The 13,882-nt window shown below is 55.3% G+C and carries 18 protein-coding genes; 11 read left to right on the forward strand and 7 right to left on the reverse strand.

Translation table 11 applies throughout. The annotated features are described in order from the left end of the window. Positions 1-18: 18 nt before the first annotated feature. The gene (locus tag K5Y33_RS03670) at positions 19-1,275 is read right to left on the reverse strand and encodes a mechanosensitive ion channel family protein (RefSeq protein ID WP_222233272.1); all 1,257 of its coding nucleotides are present in this window, start codon (positions 1,273-1,275) and stop codon (positions 19-21) included. Between the two features lie 204 nt (positions 1,276-1,479). Here K5Y33_RS03670 and K5Y33_RS03675 point away from each other — a divergent pair, with 204 nt between their 5' ends. Together K5Y33_RS03675 and K5Y33_RS03680 are read left to right on the forward strand one after the other, a co-directional pair. Further along, positions 1,480-1,677, forward strand: a complete 198-nt coding sequence (locus K5Y33_RS03675; RefSeq protein ID WP_007891509.1) for a DUF6404 family protein — start codon at positions 1,480-1,482, stop codon at positions 1,675-1,677. 101 nt (positions 1,678-1,778) lie between these two features. Then, entirely contained in the window at positions 1,779-1,973 is a 195-nt protein-coding gene (locus tag K5Y33_RS03680; protein WP_222233273.1) for a hypothetical protein, read from the forward strand. Between the two features lie 31 nt (positions 1,974-2,004). Here K5Y33_RS03680 and K5Y33_RS03685 read toward each other — a convergent pair whose 3' ends face one another. The 3 genes from K5Y33_RS03685 to K5Y33_RS03695 all read right to left on the reverse strand — a co-directional run bounded on the left by K5Y33_RS03685 (position 2,005) and on the right by K5Y33_RS03695 (position 3,346). Continuing rightward, positions 2,005-2,253 carry a DUF883 family protein gene (locus tag K5Y33_RS03685; protein WP_101760797.1) on the reverse strand — a complete coding sequence of 83 codons (249 nt, stop codon included), beginning with the start codon at positions 2,251-2,253 and terminating at the stop codon, positions 2,005-2,007. A gap of 150 nt (positions 2,254-2,403) precedes the next feature. Then, positions 2,404-2,955 (reverse strand): hypothetical protein, encoded by a 552-nt coding sequence (locus K5Y33_RS03690; protein ID WP_101761035.1) that lies wholly within the window; start codon positions 2,953-2,955, stop codon positions 2,404-2,406. Positions 2,956-3,016: 61 nt separating this feature from the next. Further along, positions 3,017-3,346: a hypothetical protein gene (locus K5Y33_RS03695; RefSeq protein WP_101761034.1), complete on the reverse strand. Its 330-nt coding sequence runs from the start codon at positions 3,344-3,346 to the stop codon at positions 3,017-3,019. 199 nt (positions 3,347-3,545) lie between these two features. On the opposite strand from K5Y33_RS03695, the gene K5Y33_RS03700 reads away from it, so the two are divergent. Both K5Y33_RS03700 and K5Y33_RS03705 read left to right on the forward strand, forming a co-directional pair. Further along, positions 3,546-3,725 carry a hypothetical protein gene (locus K5Y33_RS03700; RefSeq protein ID WP_008108187.1) on the forward strand — a complete coding sequence of 60 codons (180 nt, stop codon included), beginning with the start codon at positions 3,546-3,548 and terminating at the stop codon, positions 3,723-3,725. 129 nt (positions 3,726-3,854) lie between these two features. After that, the gene (locus K5Y33_RS03705; RefSeq protein ID WP_101760796.1) at positions 3,855-4,238 is read left to right on the forward strand and encodes a hypothetical protein; all 384 of its coding nucleotides are present in this window, start codon (positions 3,855-3,857) and stop codon (positions 4,236-4,238) included. A 1-nt stretch (position 4,239) separates the two neighbouring features. Here the strand turns inward: K5Y33_RS03705 and K5Y33_RS03710 are convergent, their stop codons facing one another. Together K5Y33_RS03710 and ldcA are read right to left on the reverse strand one after the other, a co-directional pair. After that, positions 4,240-4,914 (reverse strand): MBL fold metallo-hydrolase, encoded by a 675-nt coding sequence (locus tag K5Y33_RS03710; protein WP_101760794.1) that lies wholly within the window; start codon positions 4,912-4,914, stop codon positions 4,240-4,242. A 23-nt stretch (positions 4,915-4,937) separates the two neighbouring features. After that, entirely contained in the window at positions 4,938-5,861 is a 924-nt protein-coding gene (ldcA, locus tag K5Y33_RS03715; RefSeq protein WP_222233274.1) for a muramoyltetrapeptide carboxypeptidase, read from the reverse strand. A gap of 163 nt (positions 5,862-6,024) precedes the next feature. Between ldcA and emtA the strand changes: the two genes are divergently transcribed. Continuing rightward, the gene (gene emtA / locus K5Y33_RS03720) at positions 6,025-6,654 is read left to right on the forward strand and encodes a membrane-bound lytic murein transglycosylase EmtA (protein ID WP_101760791.1); all 630 of its coding nucleotides are present in this window, start codon (positions 6,025-6,027) and stop codon (positions 6,652-6,654) included. Between the two features lie 52 nt (positions 6,655-6,706). Here emtA and K5Y33_RS03725 read toward each other — a convergent pair whose 3' ends face one another. After that, a complete protein-coding gene (locus K5Y33_RS03725; protein ID WP_110865952.1) occupies positions 6,707-7,651 on the reverse strand; it encodes a sugar-binding transcriptional regulator in 945 nt (314 codons plus the stop codon). A gap of 183 nt (positions 7,652-7,834) precedes the next feature. Between K5Y33_RS03725 and K5Y33_RS03730 the strand changes: the two genes are divergently transcribed. From K5Y33_RS03730 to K5Y33_RS03755, 6 genes are all read left to right on the forward strand, one after another. Continuing rightward, on the forward strand, positions 7,835-8,776 hold the full coding sequence (locus K5Y33_RS03730; protein WP_101760789.1) for a D-ribose ABC transporter substrate-binding protein: 942 nt from the start codon (positions 7,835-7,837) through the stop codon (positions 8,774-8,776). A gap of 13 nt (positions 8,777-8,789) precedes the next feature. Then, a complete protein-coding gene (locus K5Y33_RS03735; RefSeq protein ID WP_101761033.1) occupies positions 8,790-9,401 on the forward strand; it encodes a DUF2291 family protein in 612 nt (203 codons plus the stop codon). Then, on the forward strand, positions 9,401-10,915 hold the full coding sequence (locus tag K5Y33_RS03740) for a sugar ABC transporter ATP-binding protein (protein WP_222233275.1): 1,515 nt from the start codon (positions 9,401-9,403) through the stop codon (positions 10,913-10,915). The genes K5Y33_RS03735 and K5Y33_RS03740 overlap by 1 nt, the downstream gene beginning before the upstream one ends. Before the next feature lies 1 nt (position 10,916). Then, positions 10,917-12,023: an ABC transporter permease gene (locus tag K5Y33_RS03745; RefSeq protein WP_101760787.1), complete on the forward strand. Its 1,107-nt coding sequence runs from the start codon at positions 10,917-10,919 to the stop codon at positions 12,021-12,023. Between the two features lie 88 nt (positions 12,024-12,111). Further along, a complete protein-coding gene (locus K5Y33_RS03750; protein ID WP_222233276.1) occupies positions 12,112-12,945 on the forward strand; it encodes a transketolase in 834 nt (277 codons plus the stop codon). Continuing rightward, positions 12,938-13,882, forward strand: a complete 945-nt coding sequence (locus tag K5Y33_RS03755) for a transketolase family protein (protein ID WP_101760785.1) — start codon at positions 12,938-12,940, stop codon at positions 13,880-13,882. The genes K5Y33_RS03750 and K5Y33_RS03755 overlap by 8 nt, the downstream gene beginning before the upstream one ends.

A 13,882-nucleotide genomic window follows, 5' to 3' on the forward strand; every position in this document is an offset into this window, starting at 1 on the left:
TTCCGTTTTTTTTATGCATTAATCGACTTGCTGCTCATTGGTTTTGGTGATTTGGGCACGCTCCTGCGACAGCCGCCAGAAATCGCTGCCGCCCGGTTGCTGATACATCCGCAGCGAGAAGTGACCGACAATTGCATAGATATACTCAAAAATGGCCGACTGAGAATCCTCGTAATCTACCCACAATACTGACGAGGTGAAGCAATAAACCTCCACCGGCAAGCCCTCGGGCGAAGGCTTCATGGCGCGTACCACGATATACATATCCTTTTTGATATCGTCGCGCTGCGACAGCCACGCCGTCAGGTATTTACGAAACACCGTCAGATTGGTAATGCCGTTTTCTGCAAACCAGCGTTCGCCCACCGCATTGCTATCGCGGCCATCCATCAGTGCTGAAAGTTGCTCACTGACGCCGCGGATTTGGCTCATCTGCTGCACCATCTCGTGATCGAGAAAGCGTATCGACATCTGATCAAGATGGAAACTGCGCATAATGCGGCGCGCGCCGGAGGAGAACATCGCCTGCCAGTTGGTGTAGGTTTCGGTGAGGAAGTTTTTGGTGGGGATACGCGACAGCGTATTGTCCCAGTTGCGAATGGTGATGGTATGCAGCGCGATATCGATCACTTCGCCGCTGATGCCGTTATCCGGCATCTCAATCCAGTCGCCGAGTTGCAGCACATCGTTCGATGACACCTGAATATTGGCCACCAGCGACATCAGCGTATGCTGGAACACCAACATCAATACCGCCGCTACGGCACCCAAACTGGAGATAATAATCACCGGCGATTTATTCGACATAATCGCCAGAATCATAATCGCCGAAATAATGTGCACCAGAATCTTGCCGACCTGGATATAACCCTTGATCGAGTGATTTTTGCGCTTGGCTTTTTTCGAATAGGAGTTATTAACGATCTCCAGCACTTCGGTAAAGAACAGCGATAAATAGACGAAGAACAGAATGCCGCAGATGGTCTTTATCGCGATCAACAGATGCTCGGGTAAATCTGGCATAAACTGCAGCAAATAATAGACCGTGATCACCGGGATAAAGTTAGAGAGCTTCTCCGACAGCCTGACGTCCTTATCCAGCGGCACCTGATTTTTATGCGTGCTGAAGAACACCTTTCTGACCACCTTAACAATAAAGAATTTACAGATCAGATGGGCGATCATGCCGGCAAACATCAATAACATCAGGCTGAAAGCGGCCGACAGCACCGTGTTACCCTCAATAAAACTTTGTATCTTGCTTAAATAATTCATTTCAACCACATGCCGGACAGTGTTGGCGGGAATTCAAACATAATCGCGTCAATGGCGATATGCGACGCGTGCGCATTAGTCTACACCATCGTGGGTTTACATTCCCTTTCGCAGAACTTTGAAACAGTTAACATTTACGTGCTGATGGCAGTGTGCATTAAAGACTAAACCGTTATCTTCAGCGCTTACGATTCAGGAGGTGGTATGCAAGGTGTAATCAAGTTCGTTAAAGGCTGGCTGCTGTTTTCGCTGTTGTGGGGCATCTTTATGTGGTTTGTTTCGTGGCAGGCGCAGGGCAAAGAGATCGGCATGGTGATCGTGATGAGCTTGTATGCGGGATTAATTTACCAGGCGCTGATGACCATGGTTGCGCGATACAAAGCACGGCGCGCGCAGGTGTAGTTGTACACAACTGACTACAGAGCTTTGCGGCACATTGACGCTCATTTTCATTTACTCGGGCAATCTGAGCCGACATATCTCAGCTTGCTGGAAAAAGAACGATGGTAAAGAAAGTTGTCGCTGCGTGGTTTTTTCTGCTGCTGTCTGTGGTCGCTTGCGCACAGCCTTCAAGCTTAATAACGTTAACCCTGCAGCACGATCGTCATTTGAAGATGGAAAACAGCACCGCAGATGTGGCTGAAACGCCGGATGAACACATCAAAGAAGGAATATATGAGGTGGGTCAGCACCATTAAAATCGGGGCCATGAGGCCCCGTTTTAACGGATTACTTACGTCCGAGCAGAAAACCGACAATCACACCAATGCTGGCTGCAACTGCCAGGCCGGTCGCGGGGTTATCGCGTACCGATTTCACCACACAATCCGCTGCATCCTGAACCGCATAGCTGGCCTGAGCCGGATAACGACGCGCCGCGCCTTTGGCTTCATGACGGCGTGAACCGGTGAATTGACCAAATTTTTCCTGGACGGCACCCGCCGCTTCATTCAATTTTGCTTCCGCTTTGTCGCTCATAATGACTCCCTGATCGTGGTGAATGTCCTGTAAAGCGTAGTCAGAGAAACTACAGGCAGCAAATGACGCAGCGGTAAAGGTTGTAACAGCAGTTTGCAGTACGCAAAAATTCTGCGCATGCCAGCGGAGTGGGAAAGCGAAAACCTGAAGTTAGCGCTGACCGCGATAAGCCGGATACCAGCTCACCAGAAAGTGACGCAGGTGGTCAAAACACCATTCGGCATCGTCGGCCTGCTGGCAGTAATAGCGTAAGGTCACTTTTTCGTAGCGCATGTGGCGCTGCTGCAGGGGAGACCAGCTCCAATCAAGCACCGCACGCGCGTAGTTGATTAGCGTGCCACTCTGCATGTTGTGCTGCTTCTCCTGACGGCTGAGGTAGATTTCAAACGCCTGATCGAGGCTTTGCGTCTCTTCCGTATTGAAGCCTGCCACCGTCGGACGAAATGCCACATCGATAAATCCGCACACGCCATCGTCACGTTGCTGCCAGTCGCAGGCCAGCGTCATAAATAAGCCATCCTGCAGATTCACTTCTTCCAGCAGGCGCCGCATATTTTCGGAGTGTTTACCGGCGGTGATCTCATCAATACGATCGGTTTCCAGCGTGAGGTCAAATCCACAGGGGTTCACCGAGCCATCCGCGTTGGTGCTGGCCGGAAAGGGGAAATCGATATAGCCGTTGTTATCCAGACTCTTTTCCATCATGCAGGTCCGCCGCGTGCGATGGGCAGACAATAAACCATCTCACGCTGCGACGCACGGCTTATGGGCACGTCCAGGTAATCATGGTGTTCTGATAAGGATTGATCAGGCGGAACTGTTTATCAGACAGGCGTTGCGCGTAAAAGCCCTCCGCGGTGATGGCCGATGGCACGTACTGAAAGCGATCGGTGGAGTGCAGCGTACCGCTTTGCACCTTCACGCCATCGCGCGATACGGCGAAGGCGCTCACCAAATCAAAGATCCGCGCCTGCGTGTTGCCCATCGATTGTCCATAAATCGTCGACACTTCGCCCGGACAGTCGACACCTTTCGGTGCGGAACTGCAGCCAGCTAACATTAAAAGGGTGAGTACAACCGTGATTCGCCACATGAGCACCTGCTTCATTCCCTGGTTTGCCATGGCACGCCTATGCGTACTGATAAGTGGATCATAGCAGGTCTGACGCTGCTTCCCATTTGTCATTTGTATAATCGTTAAGCGGAAGGAATGTAAAGGGGTGACTTTACTAGCAGAGAAACGGTATTCTTGCCAGCGTTGCGCACCAGGTAAGCAAAACAAGGGTAAATTAATGAAAGAAGAAGAAGCGAGTTTAATGATTCTTCAGCACGCGATCGACAAATTAGAAGCCGACAAAAAGAAGCAGGTAATGAACTGCGTAGCGGCCATTCAGGAAGTGATGCAGCGTTTTGAAGCCGAAGAAGCCGGACTGGCATTGATGTTGGTCGCGGCGCAAGTGGCCGCTGAATAGTGCCTGCTCCCGCAGAATCTCATTGCGCTTGATGTACCAGGCTTTGCTGTTGTTGGATGAAGTTTATGGAATGCAGCAGCAAGGCCAATCACGCCACGAAATCATCATTTAACCTCAGCGGAGAACCCAATGAAGGCACTAGTCATGGCCGTTGGCGTGCTGGCATGTCAGATAGCGCCCGCCTGGAGCGAAACCGAATACCAAATCACCTGTCCCGGCCGTCCGACTATGACGGTATCGCGTGCCGAGTATGGTTTGAGTACGTTAATGTGGCCAACGCGCCACTTCCAGATTGCTGCCGGGCAGCAGCGCACCAGCCTGAAAGGGGGTGACAAGGTTGCCATCACCCGTTTTCGTAATGGCGATCAGTTAATCGTGAACAAAAAGAACGATGAAACTTTCTTCGTCTACGCCAACAGCAACAAGTTGTTGCCCTGCAGCCGCACCGATAAGCGCGATGCGCAGATTCTATCGCTGGAACGCTACGACGACAGCGCGCGTCCAAACTCGTGAGTTAATAACCCGGTTTGATGAGTTGCCGCTGGCGCAAATCCAGCGGCGACTGTTCCGCCTCATCAATGGCTGCCAGCCAGCTCTGCAAATTCACCTTAGCCCACGAAAGATGTCCGCGCGTGGTGCTCATCAGCACGACATCCGGGCGTAACGAGCGATACAACTCCAGCGACTGCTGCAGTTCGGTGGGATTGCTTTCAGGCATCAGCACGCTGATCCAGCGGTTGTAATCGCGGGTCAGCGTATCGCCGACAAACAGATAAGTGTGGCCGAGCGGCGAGTGATAGAGATAGCTGCTGCTGCCGGGCGTGTGTCCGGGCGTCGGCAGCAGGTGAAAATCGCCGAAGTGCGTCTCTTGCTGTGTAAAGGTTTCGTCGGGCTCAATCACCAAACTGACCGGCCCGAGCGAACGACTGTGGCAATAGAGCGCGCTATTAAAGCGCTGCTGAATGGCGATCGCCCCCGGCGCGGCTTCGTGCCAGTGAGTCAAATAGTGGCGAATGACGCCGCCGGCATCGTTAAGGAACTCATGATCGAGCGGATGCTCCACGCGGCCAATCAATAAATTGCCGCGTGGGTGGCACAGCATAAAGCCATGCATCATTAAGTCACTCGCCGTCTCTTCGGCGGGGAATTCTGGCGTGGAGATCCACAAATCGTCGTACAGTGGCTTCATTGTCGGTCTCCTGCGGCAACACGTTAGCGCAATGTCGGGTGGCCGGTGAAGGCGAACTGTGCTTCTCCATTCTCAATCTGCAACGTGGCGCTAGCGCCCAGCGGCAGCGTCACGGTATCGGCATCGTGTCCAAAAGCCAGATCGCTAATCACGGGAATCTGAAACTCGTCACGAATGCGCTGCCACACGGTGGCAAAATCAAAACCGTTGTCATACGCCGACAGCGATGTGCTGGTAAAGCTGCCGGTAATAATCGCTTGCTGGCGCGACAAAATGCCACTCTGCTGCAGCTGAATCAGCATGCGCTCGATACGGAACGGATGTTCGTTCACATCTTCGATCACCAGAATGCCGCCTTCAATTTGCGGCATCCACGGCGTACTAATCAGCGAGCAAATCATCGCTAAATTGCCGCCCCATAAAGTGCCTTGCCAGCGGCCGTGATCCGGGCTGGTGCTGCGCCAGCTTAGATTGACTGTAGGTGATGTCAGCGTTTGCCAAAAGTGCGATTCGGTAAAATCAGATAATGCCTCGGCGCCGAAGTTACCGGCCAACATCGGCCCGCTAAAGGTGATCAGCCCGATTTGTGCCAGTAACGCCAGTTGTAGCGCGGTGAAATCGCTGTGGCCGCACAGCGCCACCGGTTGATTGAGCAATCGACGCTGCAGGCCAACGTAATCGATCTTATCCAGCAAACGTGAAGCGCCGTAGCCGCCACGCACCGCCAGCACGATATCGGGCAGCGCCTCTAGCGTGGCCAGCGCATTGATATCATTCAGCCGCTGCGCATCATCGCCGGCAAAGCGTTGAAAGCGGCGGGTGATCGCCGATAGATTGTCAAGATGATGGCCAGCAGCCTGTAAACGACTCACCGCGCGCTGGGCGGCGTCCTGATTGTGGCAATAACCGGAAGGGGCGATGAGACGTAGCGTGCGGGGAGTAACCATAACTTCCATCCTGCTGTAGAGTGGCCTGCTGATGATGACGAAATGCGTTATCGAAGTCACGGTAGCATAAGGTTTTTTACCGATTTAGGATAAACGGTAATTTTGCATCGCGCTGCGCCAGGTATGATAGCTTGCGCCAACCCTATTGCGGAACCAAAAATCAGTGAAAATTCGCCTACTTATGCTTTCTGCACTGCTGCTTGCTGGCTGTTCCAGCGAGCCGGAAAAACCGGCACTGCCCGAGAAGAATACGCCGTTAACTCAGGCACCGCCGTCGAAAGTAAATGATGCATGGTCAATGTTTACCGAAGATGCCGCCAGTCATTATGGCGTTGATGAGAAGTTAATCAGCGCCATTATTAGTGTCGAATCCGGAGGCAATCCCACCGTGGTGAGCCGTTCCAATGCGGTTGGTCTGATGCAAATTAAGGCCTCGACCGCGGGCCGCGAAGTCTATCGCACCCAGGGCCGTCATGGTCAGCCATCCTCGTCCGAGCTGCGCGATCCGGCGAAGAACATCGATATTGGCGCGGCCTACCTGAAAATTCTGCAGGATTCCGCCTTAGCCGGAATTCGCGATCCGCTGACCCTGCGTTACGCCACCATTGTCTCCTACGCCAACGGTGCCGGTGCCTTGCTGCGTACTTTCTCGCGTGACCGCGAGCGTGCTATTGCGATGATCAATTCCATGACGCCGGACGAGTTTTACCAGCACGTACAGAATAAGCATCCGGCGGCGCAGGCCCCGCGTTATTTATGGAAAGTCACCACCGCCTACCGTACCATCGGTTGATGCTGTACACCTATCTGTTGCGGCGCGATTTATGACGCAATGAATTGCGCCGCTACACCAACAATCGCGCCGTCGGATAATCCACAATCAACACCTGCACATAACCGCCGCGCAACGCCCCGCGAATCGCCTGCGCTTTCTCTTTGCCGCCCGCTAACGCCACCACCTGCGGACAGCGTTTTACCTGCGCCAACTCCATACCAATTACCGGATCTTCCTCTGCGCTCAGCACCGGTTGACCGTCGGCGTCGAAATAGTGCAGGCAGATATCGCCCACCGCGCCGCGTTCGGCCAGCGTTTGCAGCATCTCACCGTCGTAATAGTTGCCGGAATTACGCAGCAGGGCGGACGGCTCGAGATCGCCGATGCCGACAATCGCCAGGTCCACCTGATCAAACTTTTCCAGTACCACCGCGACATCGGGATTAACCGATAAACGCTGGCGATCCTTTACCGAGTGTTCGATTGATTGCGACGGCAGCAGCCACGCCGGACAACCCAGCAGCGCCGCGAGATTCTGCGTCAGAATCGTGGCCTGCACATTGCCGTTAGCGCCCACGCCGCCCAGCAGCTGAATGACGCCTTTGCACGGCGCGCTGAGCGGATGCAGCGCATCGACCATGGCGCGAATGGTGCCGCTCCAGGAGGAAATGCCAATCAGCTCATCGGCACGCACCCGCGTTTCCAGATAGTGCGCGGCGGCGGAACCGATCGCCTGTTTGATCTGCAATGCGGAAGCCTGATCCGGCACATCCACCACAATCACCTGCGGCAGTTGATACAGCTGCTCAATGGCTTTTTCCAGCTCAGGGAACACATTGGCCGGCGGCACCACGCTGATCTTCACCACACCTTCTTTCACGCTGCGATTAAGGATGCGCGACACAAAAGATTGCGACAGCTTCAACAGCTGCGCAATGTCGGACTGCTTCCTGCCTTCCACATAATAAAGCGTGGCGATTTTCACCATCAGCCGCTGTTCATCCTGTTTTGCCATGGTTTTTTCTCTCTCTTAACCTGCCTGGTATTGTTAATCAGCCTGTCATAAATAACAACGCAGAACATTTTGTGATCGTTTTCGCTTTTTGAGGATCGGGCAATGGACGTGCTCAGAAAGCCAGCGCATAGTCATTATGCATATAAAATCGCAATTGAATATATATTCAATCGGAGATAACAAATGAAAGCCTCTGTCCTCAAAGTCTCTCTACTTGCTTCAATCATGATGATCTCGGCGGCGTCGCTGGCGGCGGATAAGGGGTTGCTGGCTATTATTACGCCATCACATGACAACCCGTTCTTTAAGGCCGAAGCCGACGGCGCGCAGGAGAAAGCCAAAGCCCTCGGTTACACCACGCTGGTGGCCTCACACGATGATGACGTGAATAAACAAAATCAGCTGATTGAAACCGCCATCGCGCGCAAAGCCAAAGCCATCATCCTTGATAACGCCGGTGCGGATGCCACCGTTGGCCCGGTGCAAAAAGCCAAAGATGCCGGCATTCCTACCTTCCTGATTGACCGCGAAATCAATAAAACCGGCATCGCCGTGGCGCAAATCGTCTCCAACAACTATCAGGGCGCACAGCTCGGCGCCGAGAAGTTCGCCAAACTGCTGAACGGCAAAGGGGATTATGTCGAGCTGCTGGGCAAAGAGTCAGATACCAATGCGGGTGTACGTTCGCAGGGATATCACGATGTGCTGGATGATTATCCCGATCTGAAGATGGTGGCGCAGCAGAGTGCCAACTGGAGCCAGACTGAAGCCTTCAGCCGCATGGAAACCATCCTGCAGAAGAACCCGAATATCGTTGGCGTGATCTCCGGTAACGACACCATGGCGCTCGGTGCGGAAGCGGCGCTGAAAGCGGCGGGCAAAACCAATGTGATTGTGGTCGGCTTCGACGGCAGCGATTACACCCGCGACTCCATCCTCAATAAAGGCAACATCAAAGCGACGGTGCTGCAGCCGGGCTGGGATCAGGCGCAGATGGCCGTCGAGCAAGTGGATTACTACCTGAAGAATGGCAAAGCGCAGAAAGAGGAGAAGCAGCTGATGGATTGCGTGCTGATTGACGACAGCAACGCCGCGAAGCTGAAAACCTTTAAGCTGGCGCCATAACATGGAGGCCGGCATGAAGGGGAAAGCGCTAAGCGGCATGCTGGTGGCGCTGCTGACGCTGATGTTAGCCGCCTGCACCGTGGTGGATCTCGATGCCAACGGCAAACCCATCATGCCGAAAGATCCCAACGCCAAACCGGGCTACAGCGATCAAACGCCGCAGCAGATTGCGGAGTCAAGCTGGGCCAGCCGCGTGCAGCAGCCGGCTGAGAAGCAGGCGCTGAGCTGGGCGGATATGGAAACCAAAAGCCACACCGTCAAAGCGGGCGGCAGCGAAAGCGTGTTTGTGCGCGCTGCGGGCACGGTGACGGCGTTTGATAACAGCAACGAGCGGGAACGCAGCCTCACCATGACCATCAACGGCAAGCCGGTGAAAGTGTTGATTGGTCCGGTGCTGCGCGGCAACGCCATTCGCGATGCGGCCGGTTTCCGCTTCGAAGAGTTCACCAATCAGGTGCAGTACGCGCAGCTCACCAAAGCACTCAATCGCCACGCGGTGAAACAGCTGCCCGCGGTGGATGCCAGCTGGGTGGGCAAACCGGCGCAGGCGCTGCTGGCCGTCAGCATGGGCGCGGGCACAGTGGAAGATGTGGTGGCGGTGCGGCTGCAGCAGGGGAATCCATAATGAGCGACGAGATCATTCTGCAAGCCAATCAGATGTCGATGCTGTTTCCTGGCACCTTAGCGCTGGATCGCGTGGATTACCGCGTGTGGCGCGGCAAAGTCAACGTCATCATCGGCGAAAACGGCGCGGGAAAATCGACGCTGATGAAGATTCTCGCCGGCGTGCAGCAACCGACCAGCGGTGAGATGTTCCTGAACGATAACAAAGTGGCGTTTCACAGCACGCGAGACGCCGCGCGTCACGGCATCGGCATGGTGCATCAGGAACTCAATCTGTTTGAGAACCTCAGCGTAGCGGAGAACATTTTCCTTGGCCGGGAAATCCAAAGCGGCATTCGGCCCATCAATGAAGCCGAGCAGAAACGCCGCACCGCCGCGCTGATGCAGCGCCTCGATCAGCCAATTTCACCGGATGAGAAGGTCGGCAGCCTGAAGGTTGGCCAGCAGCAATTGGTGGAGATCGCCAAAGCGCTGGCGGAGGACGCTGACATTTTGATCCTCGACGAACCGACCTCGGCGCTGAGCAAAACTGAAGTGGAGATCCTGTTTCGGGTGATCCGCGAACTGACGCGTCAGGGCGTCTCAATCATCTATATCTCGCATCGGCTCGAGGAGCTGATGGCGATTGGTGATGTGATCACCATTCTTCGCGACGGGCGTTTTCAGGCCGAAGCGCAGGTCAGCGATATCGACGTGCCGTGGATCGTGCGCGAAATGCTGGGCAGTGAACCGGTCGGCACTTTCCTGCCGCCGGATCGCCAGTTCGGTGCGCCGGTGCTGGAAGCCGAACACATCACCTGCGTCAGCCCGAACGGCAACACGCTGGTGGATGATGTCAGTTTTCAGGTGCGTTCCGGAGAGATCGTCGGCATTTACGGGTTGATGGGCGCGGGGCGCACCGAACTGTTTGAGTGTTTGCTTGGCACGCAGCGTAACTATCTCGGCAAGCTGTGGCTCGACAGCAAACCGCTGCCGACGCGTCTGCCGACCGCTGAACGCATTCGTATGGGCATGAGTCTGGTGCCGGAGGATCGCAAACGCTCGGGCATTTTTCCCATCTCATCGGTGGCGAGTAATCTCACCATCGCCAGCCTGTGGCGGCGTCTGTCGCATCGCACCGTGATTTCAGAGCAGGCGGAACGCGAAGTGGTGACCAGCACCGTCGGCAATCTGGCAATCAAAATCTCCTCGCCGGATGTCGCCATTAGCGCACTGAGCGGCGGCAATCAGCAAAAGGTGGTGATTGGCCGATCGCTGCTGACCAATCCGCGCTTGCTGCTGCTGGATGAACCGAGTCGCGGCATCGACGTCGGTGCCAAAGGCGAAGTGTTCCGCATGATGGTGAAGCTGTCGGAGCAGGGCATTGCGGTGCTGTTCTCCACCTCTGATTTGAAAGAGATCATGGCCGTAGCCGATCGCATCATTGTGATGTCCGGCGGCAAATTGACTGCTGACCTGCCGCGCGCTGAAGCGGAAGAGGCGGCGCTGGTTAAAGCAAGCGCACAAGGGTTCTGATATGAAAAACAATGGCGCGCTCGCGCTCGCATCGCCTGTCAAAGCATTCAACTCACGCGAAAGCCTGATTTTGCTGCTGCTCAAACTGCGCACCTTTATTGCGCTGTTTCTCATTGTCGGCTTCTTCGCTATCACGGTGCCCGATTTCCTCGCGGTGGGCAGCATGGTGATCATGGTGAAACACATCGCCATTAACGCCTTTCTCGCGCTCGGCATCACGTTTGTCATTATCACGGCGGGCATCGATCTCTCTATCGGCGCTACGCTCGGCCTGTGCGGCATGATCGCCGGCTGGCTGATTACCAAAGGCATTGTGTTGCCGATGTTTGGCATCGCTATCTTCCCCAGCGTATGGCTAATCGTGCCGATTGTATTGCTGATTGGCGGGCTGATTGGCGCGGTCAATGGCTGGATCATTACCCGCTATAACGTGGCTCCGTTCATCTGCACGCTCGGCACCATGTACATCCTGCGCGGCACGGCGATGCTCACCTCGGGCGGCGAAACCTTCCCCGGTTTGCAGGGCAATGAAATGCTGGGGAATACCGGATTCGACAAGATTGGCGCTGGCTATTTCCTTGGTTTGCCGTGGGCCATCTGGATGATGGTGCTGCTGGCGCTGGTGATTGCCTACGTGGCGCGCCGCCTGCCGTTTGGCCGTCAGGTTTACGCGATTGGCGATAACGAACGCGCCGCTGAACTCTCGGGCGTGAAAGTGAAGTCGGTGAAAATCTGGGTCTATGCCATCTCCGGTTTCTGCGCGGCAATTGCTGGCATCGTGGTCTCGTCGCAGTTGGTGGCCAGCCATCCGGCGAACGGAACCTCCTTTGAAATGAACGCGATTGCCGCAGTGGTGCTGGGCGGTACCTCGCTGGCGGGTGGACGCGGCACCATTCTTGGCACGCTGATTGGTGCCTTTGTGATCGGCTTCCTCGCCGACGGTTTAATCATGATGGGTGTGAGCGAGTTCTGGCAAATGGTGATCAAAGGCATCGTGATTATCGTGGCGGTGATCATCGACCAAATGCAGAGCCGCATGCAGCAGAAAGCGGCGGTGGTGGCGCAGAAAGCGCTGATTGAGGAGGGCGGTAGCCCGGCAAAAAGTTAATCGGTTGGGTGCAGGCGCTGATTGTCTGCACCTTTTTTTCTTCATCACGAATAAATATTCATCCATGCTTTAAAATTCAGAGGTGTCTATGAATCCTTTCAAATACTCGGTAGCGGATCTGGCAGCGAAAGCGCGCGCTGTGCGCCGCCGCATCATCCAGCTTAATGCGGGCAGCCCGGCGGGCGGTCACACCGGTGCCGATCTCTCACAGGTTGAGATCCTTACCGCGCTCTATTTACGCATCCTGAACTGCGCGCCAGATCGCACCAACGATCCGCAGCGCGACATCTATATTCAGTCAAAAGGCCATGCGGTGGGCGGTTATTACTGCGTGCTGGCAGAAGCCGGTTATTTCCCCACCGAATGGCTGCCGACTTATCAGCATTCCGATTCGCATCTGCCGGGCCATCCGGTGCGTCAAAAAACGCCGGGCGTTGAGCTGAACACCGGCGCGCTGGGTCACGGTTTACCGGTGGCGGTCGGCATTGCGCTGGCGGCGAAGAAAGATAACAGTGACCGACGCATTTTTGTCGTCACCGGGGACGGTGAGCTGGCGGAAGGCAGCAACTGGGAAGCGGCGCTGGTGGCGGCGCATTACGGCCTCGATAACCTGGTGATAATCAATGACAAGAACAAGCTGCAGCTGGCGGGGCATACGCGCGACATCATGAATACCGATCCGCTGCCGGAAAAATGGCGCGCCTTTGGTCTGGATGTGAGCGAGTGCAACGGCAATGACATGGCGGCGGTAGTGGACGCCATCGAAAACCTGCCACGCAACAGCGGCAAGCCGCAGGTGATTGTGGCGCATACCGAAAAAGGCTTCGGCATCTCCTTTATTCAGGGCAAACCGGAGTGGCATCACCGTGTGCCGAAAGGGGAAGAGATTGCGTTGGCACTGGAGGAATTAAAAGATGAGTAATGCAAAACACCTGGCGACGGTAATGGTTGAGGCATTTATTGATGCGGTTAATCGCGGTGTCGATTTAGTGCCGGTGGTGGCCGATTCCACCTCAACCGCCAAAATTGCGCCCTTTATCAAAGCATTTCCCGATCGCCTGATCAACGTGGGTATCGCGGAGCAAACGCTGGTGGGCACCGCCGCCGGTCTGGCGATTGGCGGCAAAGTGGCCGTAACCTGCAACGCCGCGCCGTTCCTGGTTTCCCGCGCCAATGAGCAGGTTAAAGTCGACGTCTGCTACAACAACACCAACGTTAAACTGTTTGGCCTGAATGCCGGTGCCAGCTACGGCCCGCTGGCCAGCACCCATCACAGCATCGACGACATTGCAGTGATGCGCGGCTTCGGCAACATCGAAATTTATGCGCCATCCTGCCCGCTGGAGTGCCGCCAGATTATTGAGTATGCGCTGGCGCATGTCGGGCCGGTGTACATCCGTCTGGACGGTAAAGATCTGCCGCAGTTGCACGATGAAAATTACCAATTCCGGCCTGGCCAAATCGACGTGTTACGTGAAGGTCATGACATTGTGCTGGTGGCGATGGGCTCGACGGTTCACGAGGTGGTTCACGCCGCCGAGCAACTGCATGAGCAAGGCATTACAGCAGGTGTGATCAGCATTCCATCGATTCGACCTTGTGATACCCAACAGCTGCGCGAGCTGTTAAATCACTATCCAGCGGTCATTACCGTGGAAGAACACAACGTCAACGGCGGCGTCGGCAGCCTGGTGGCGGAAGTGCTGGCGGAAGGCGGCTGTGGCATCCCGCTGCTGCGTTTGGGCATCCCCGACGGCGAATACGCGATTGCCGGCGATCGCGCCTCAACCCGTGCCCGACATGGCATTGATGCCGCCAGCGTAGTGAAGAGTGCAGCGCGCATCTGTGCAGGAGCGTAA

The organism is Pantoea sp. DY-17 (genome assembly GCF_019795975.1).
GTDB classification, from domain to species: Bacteria; Pseudomonadota; Gammaproteobacteria; order Enterobacterales; family Enterobacteriaceae; genus Pantoea; species Pantoea leporis.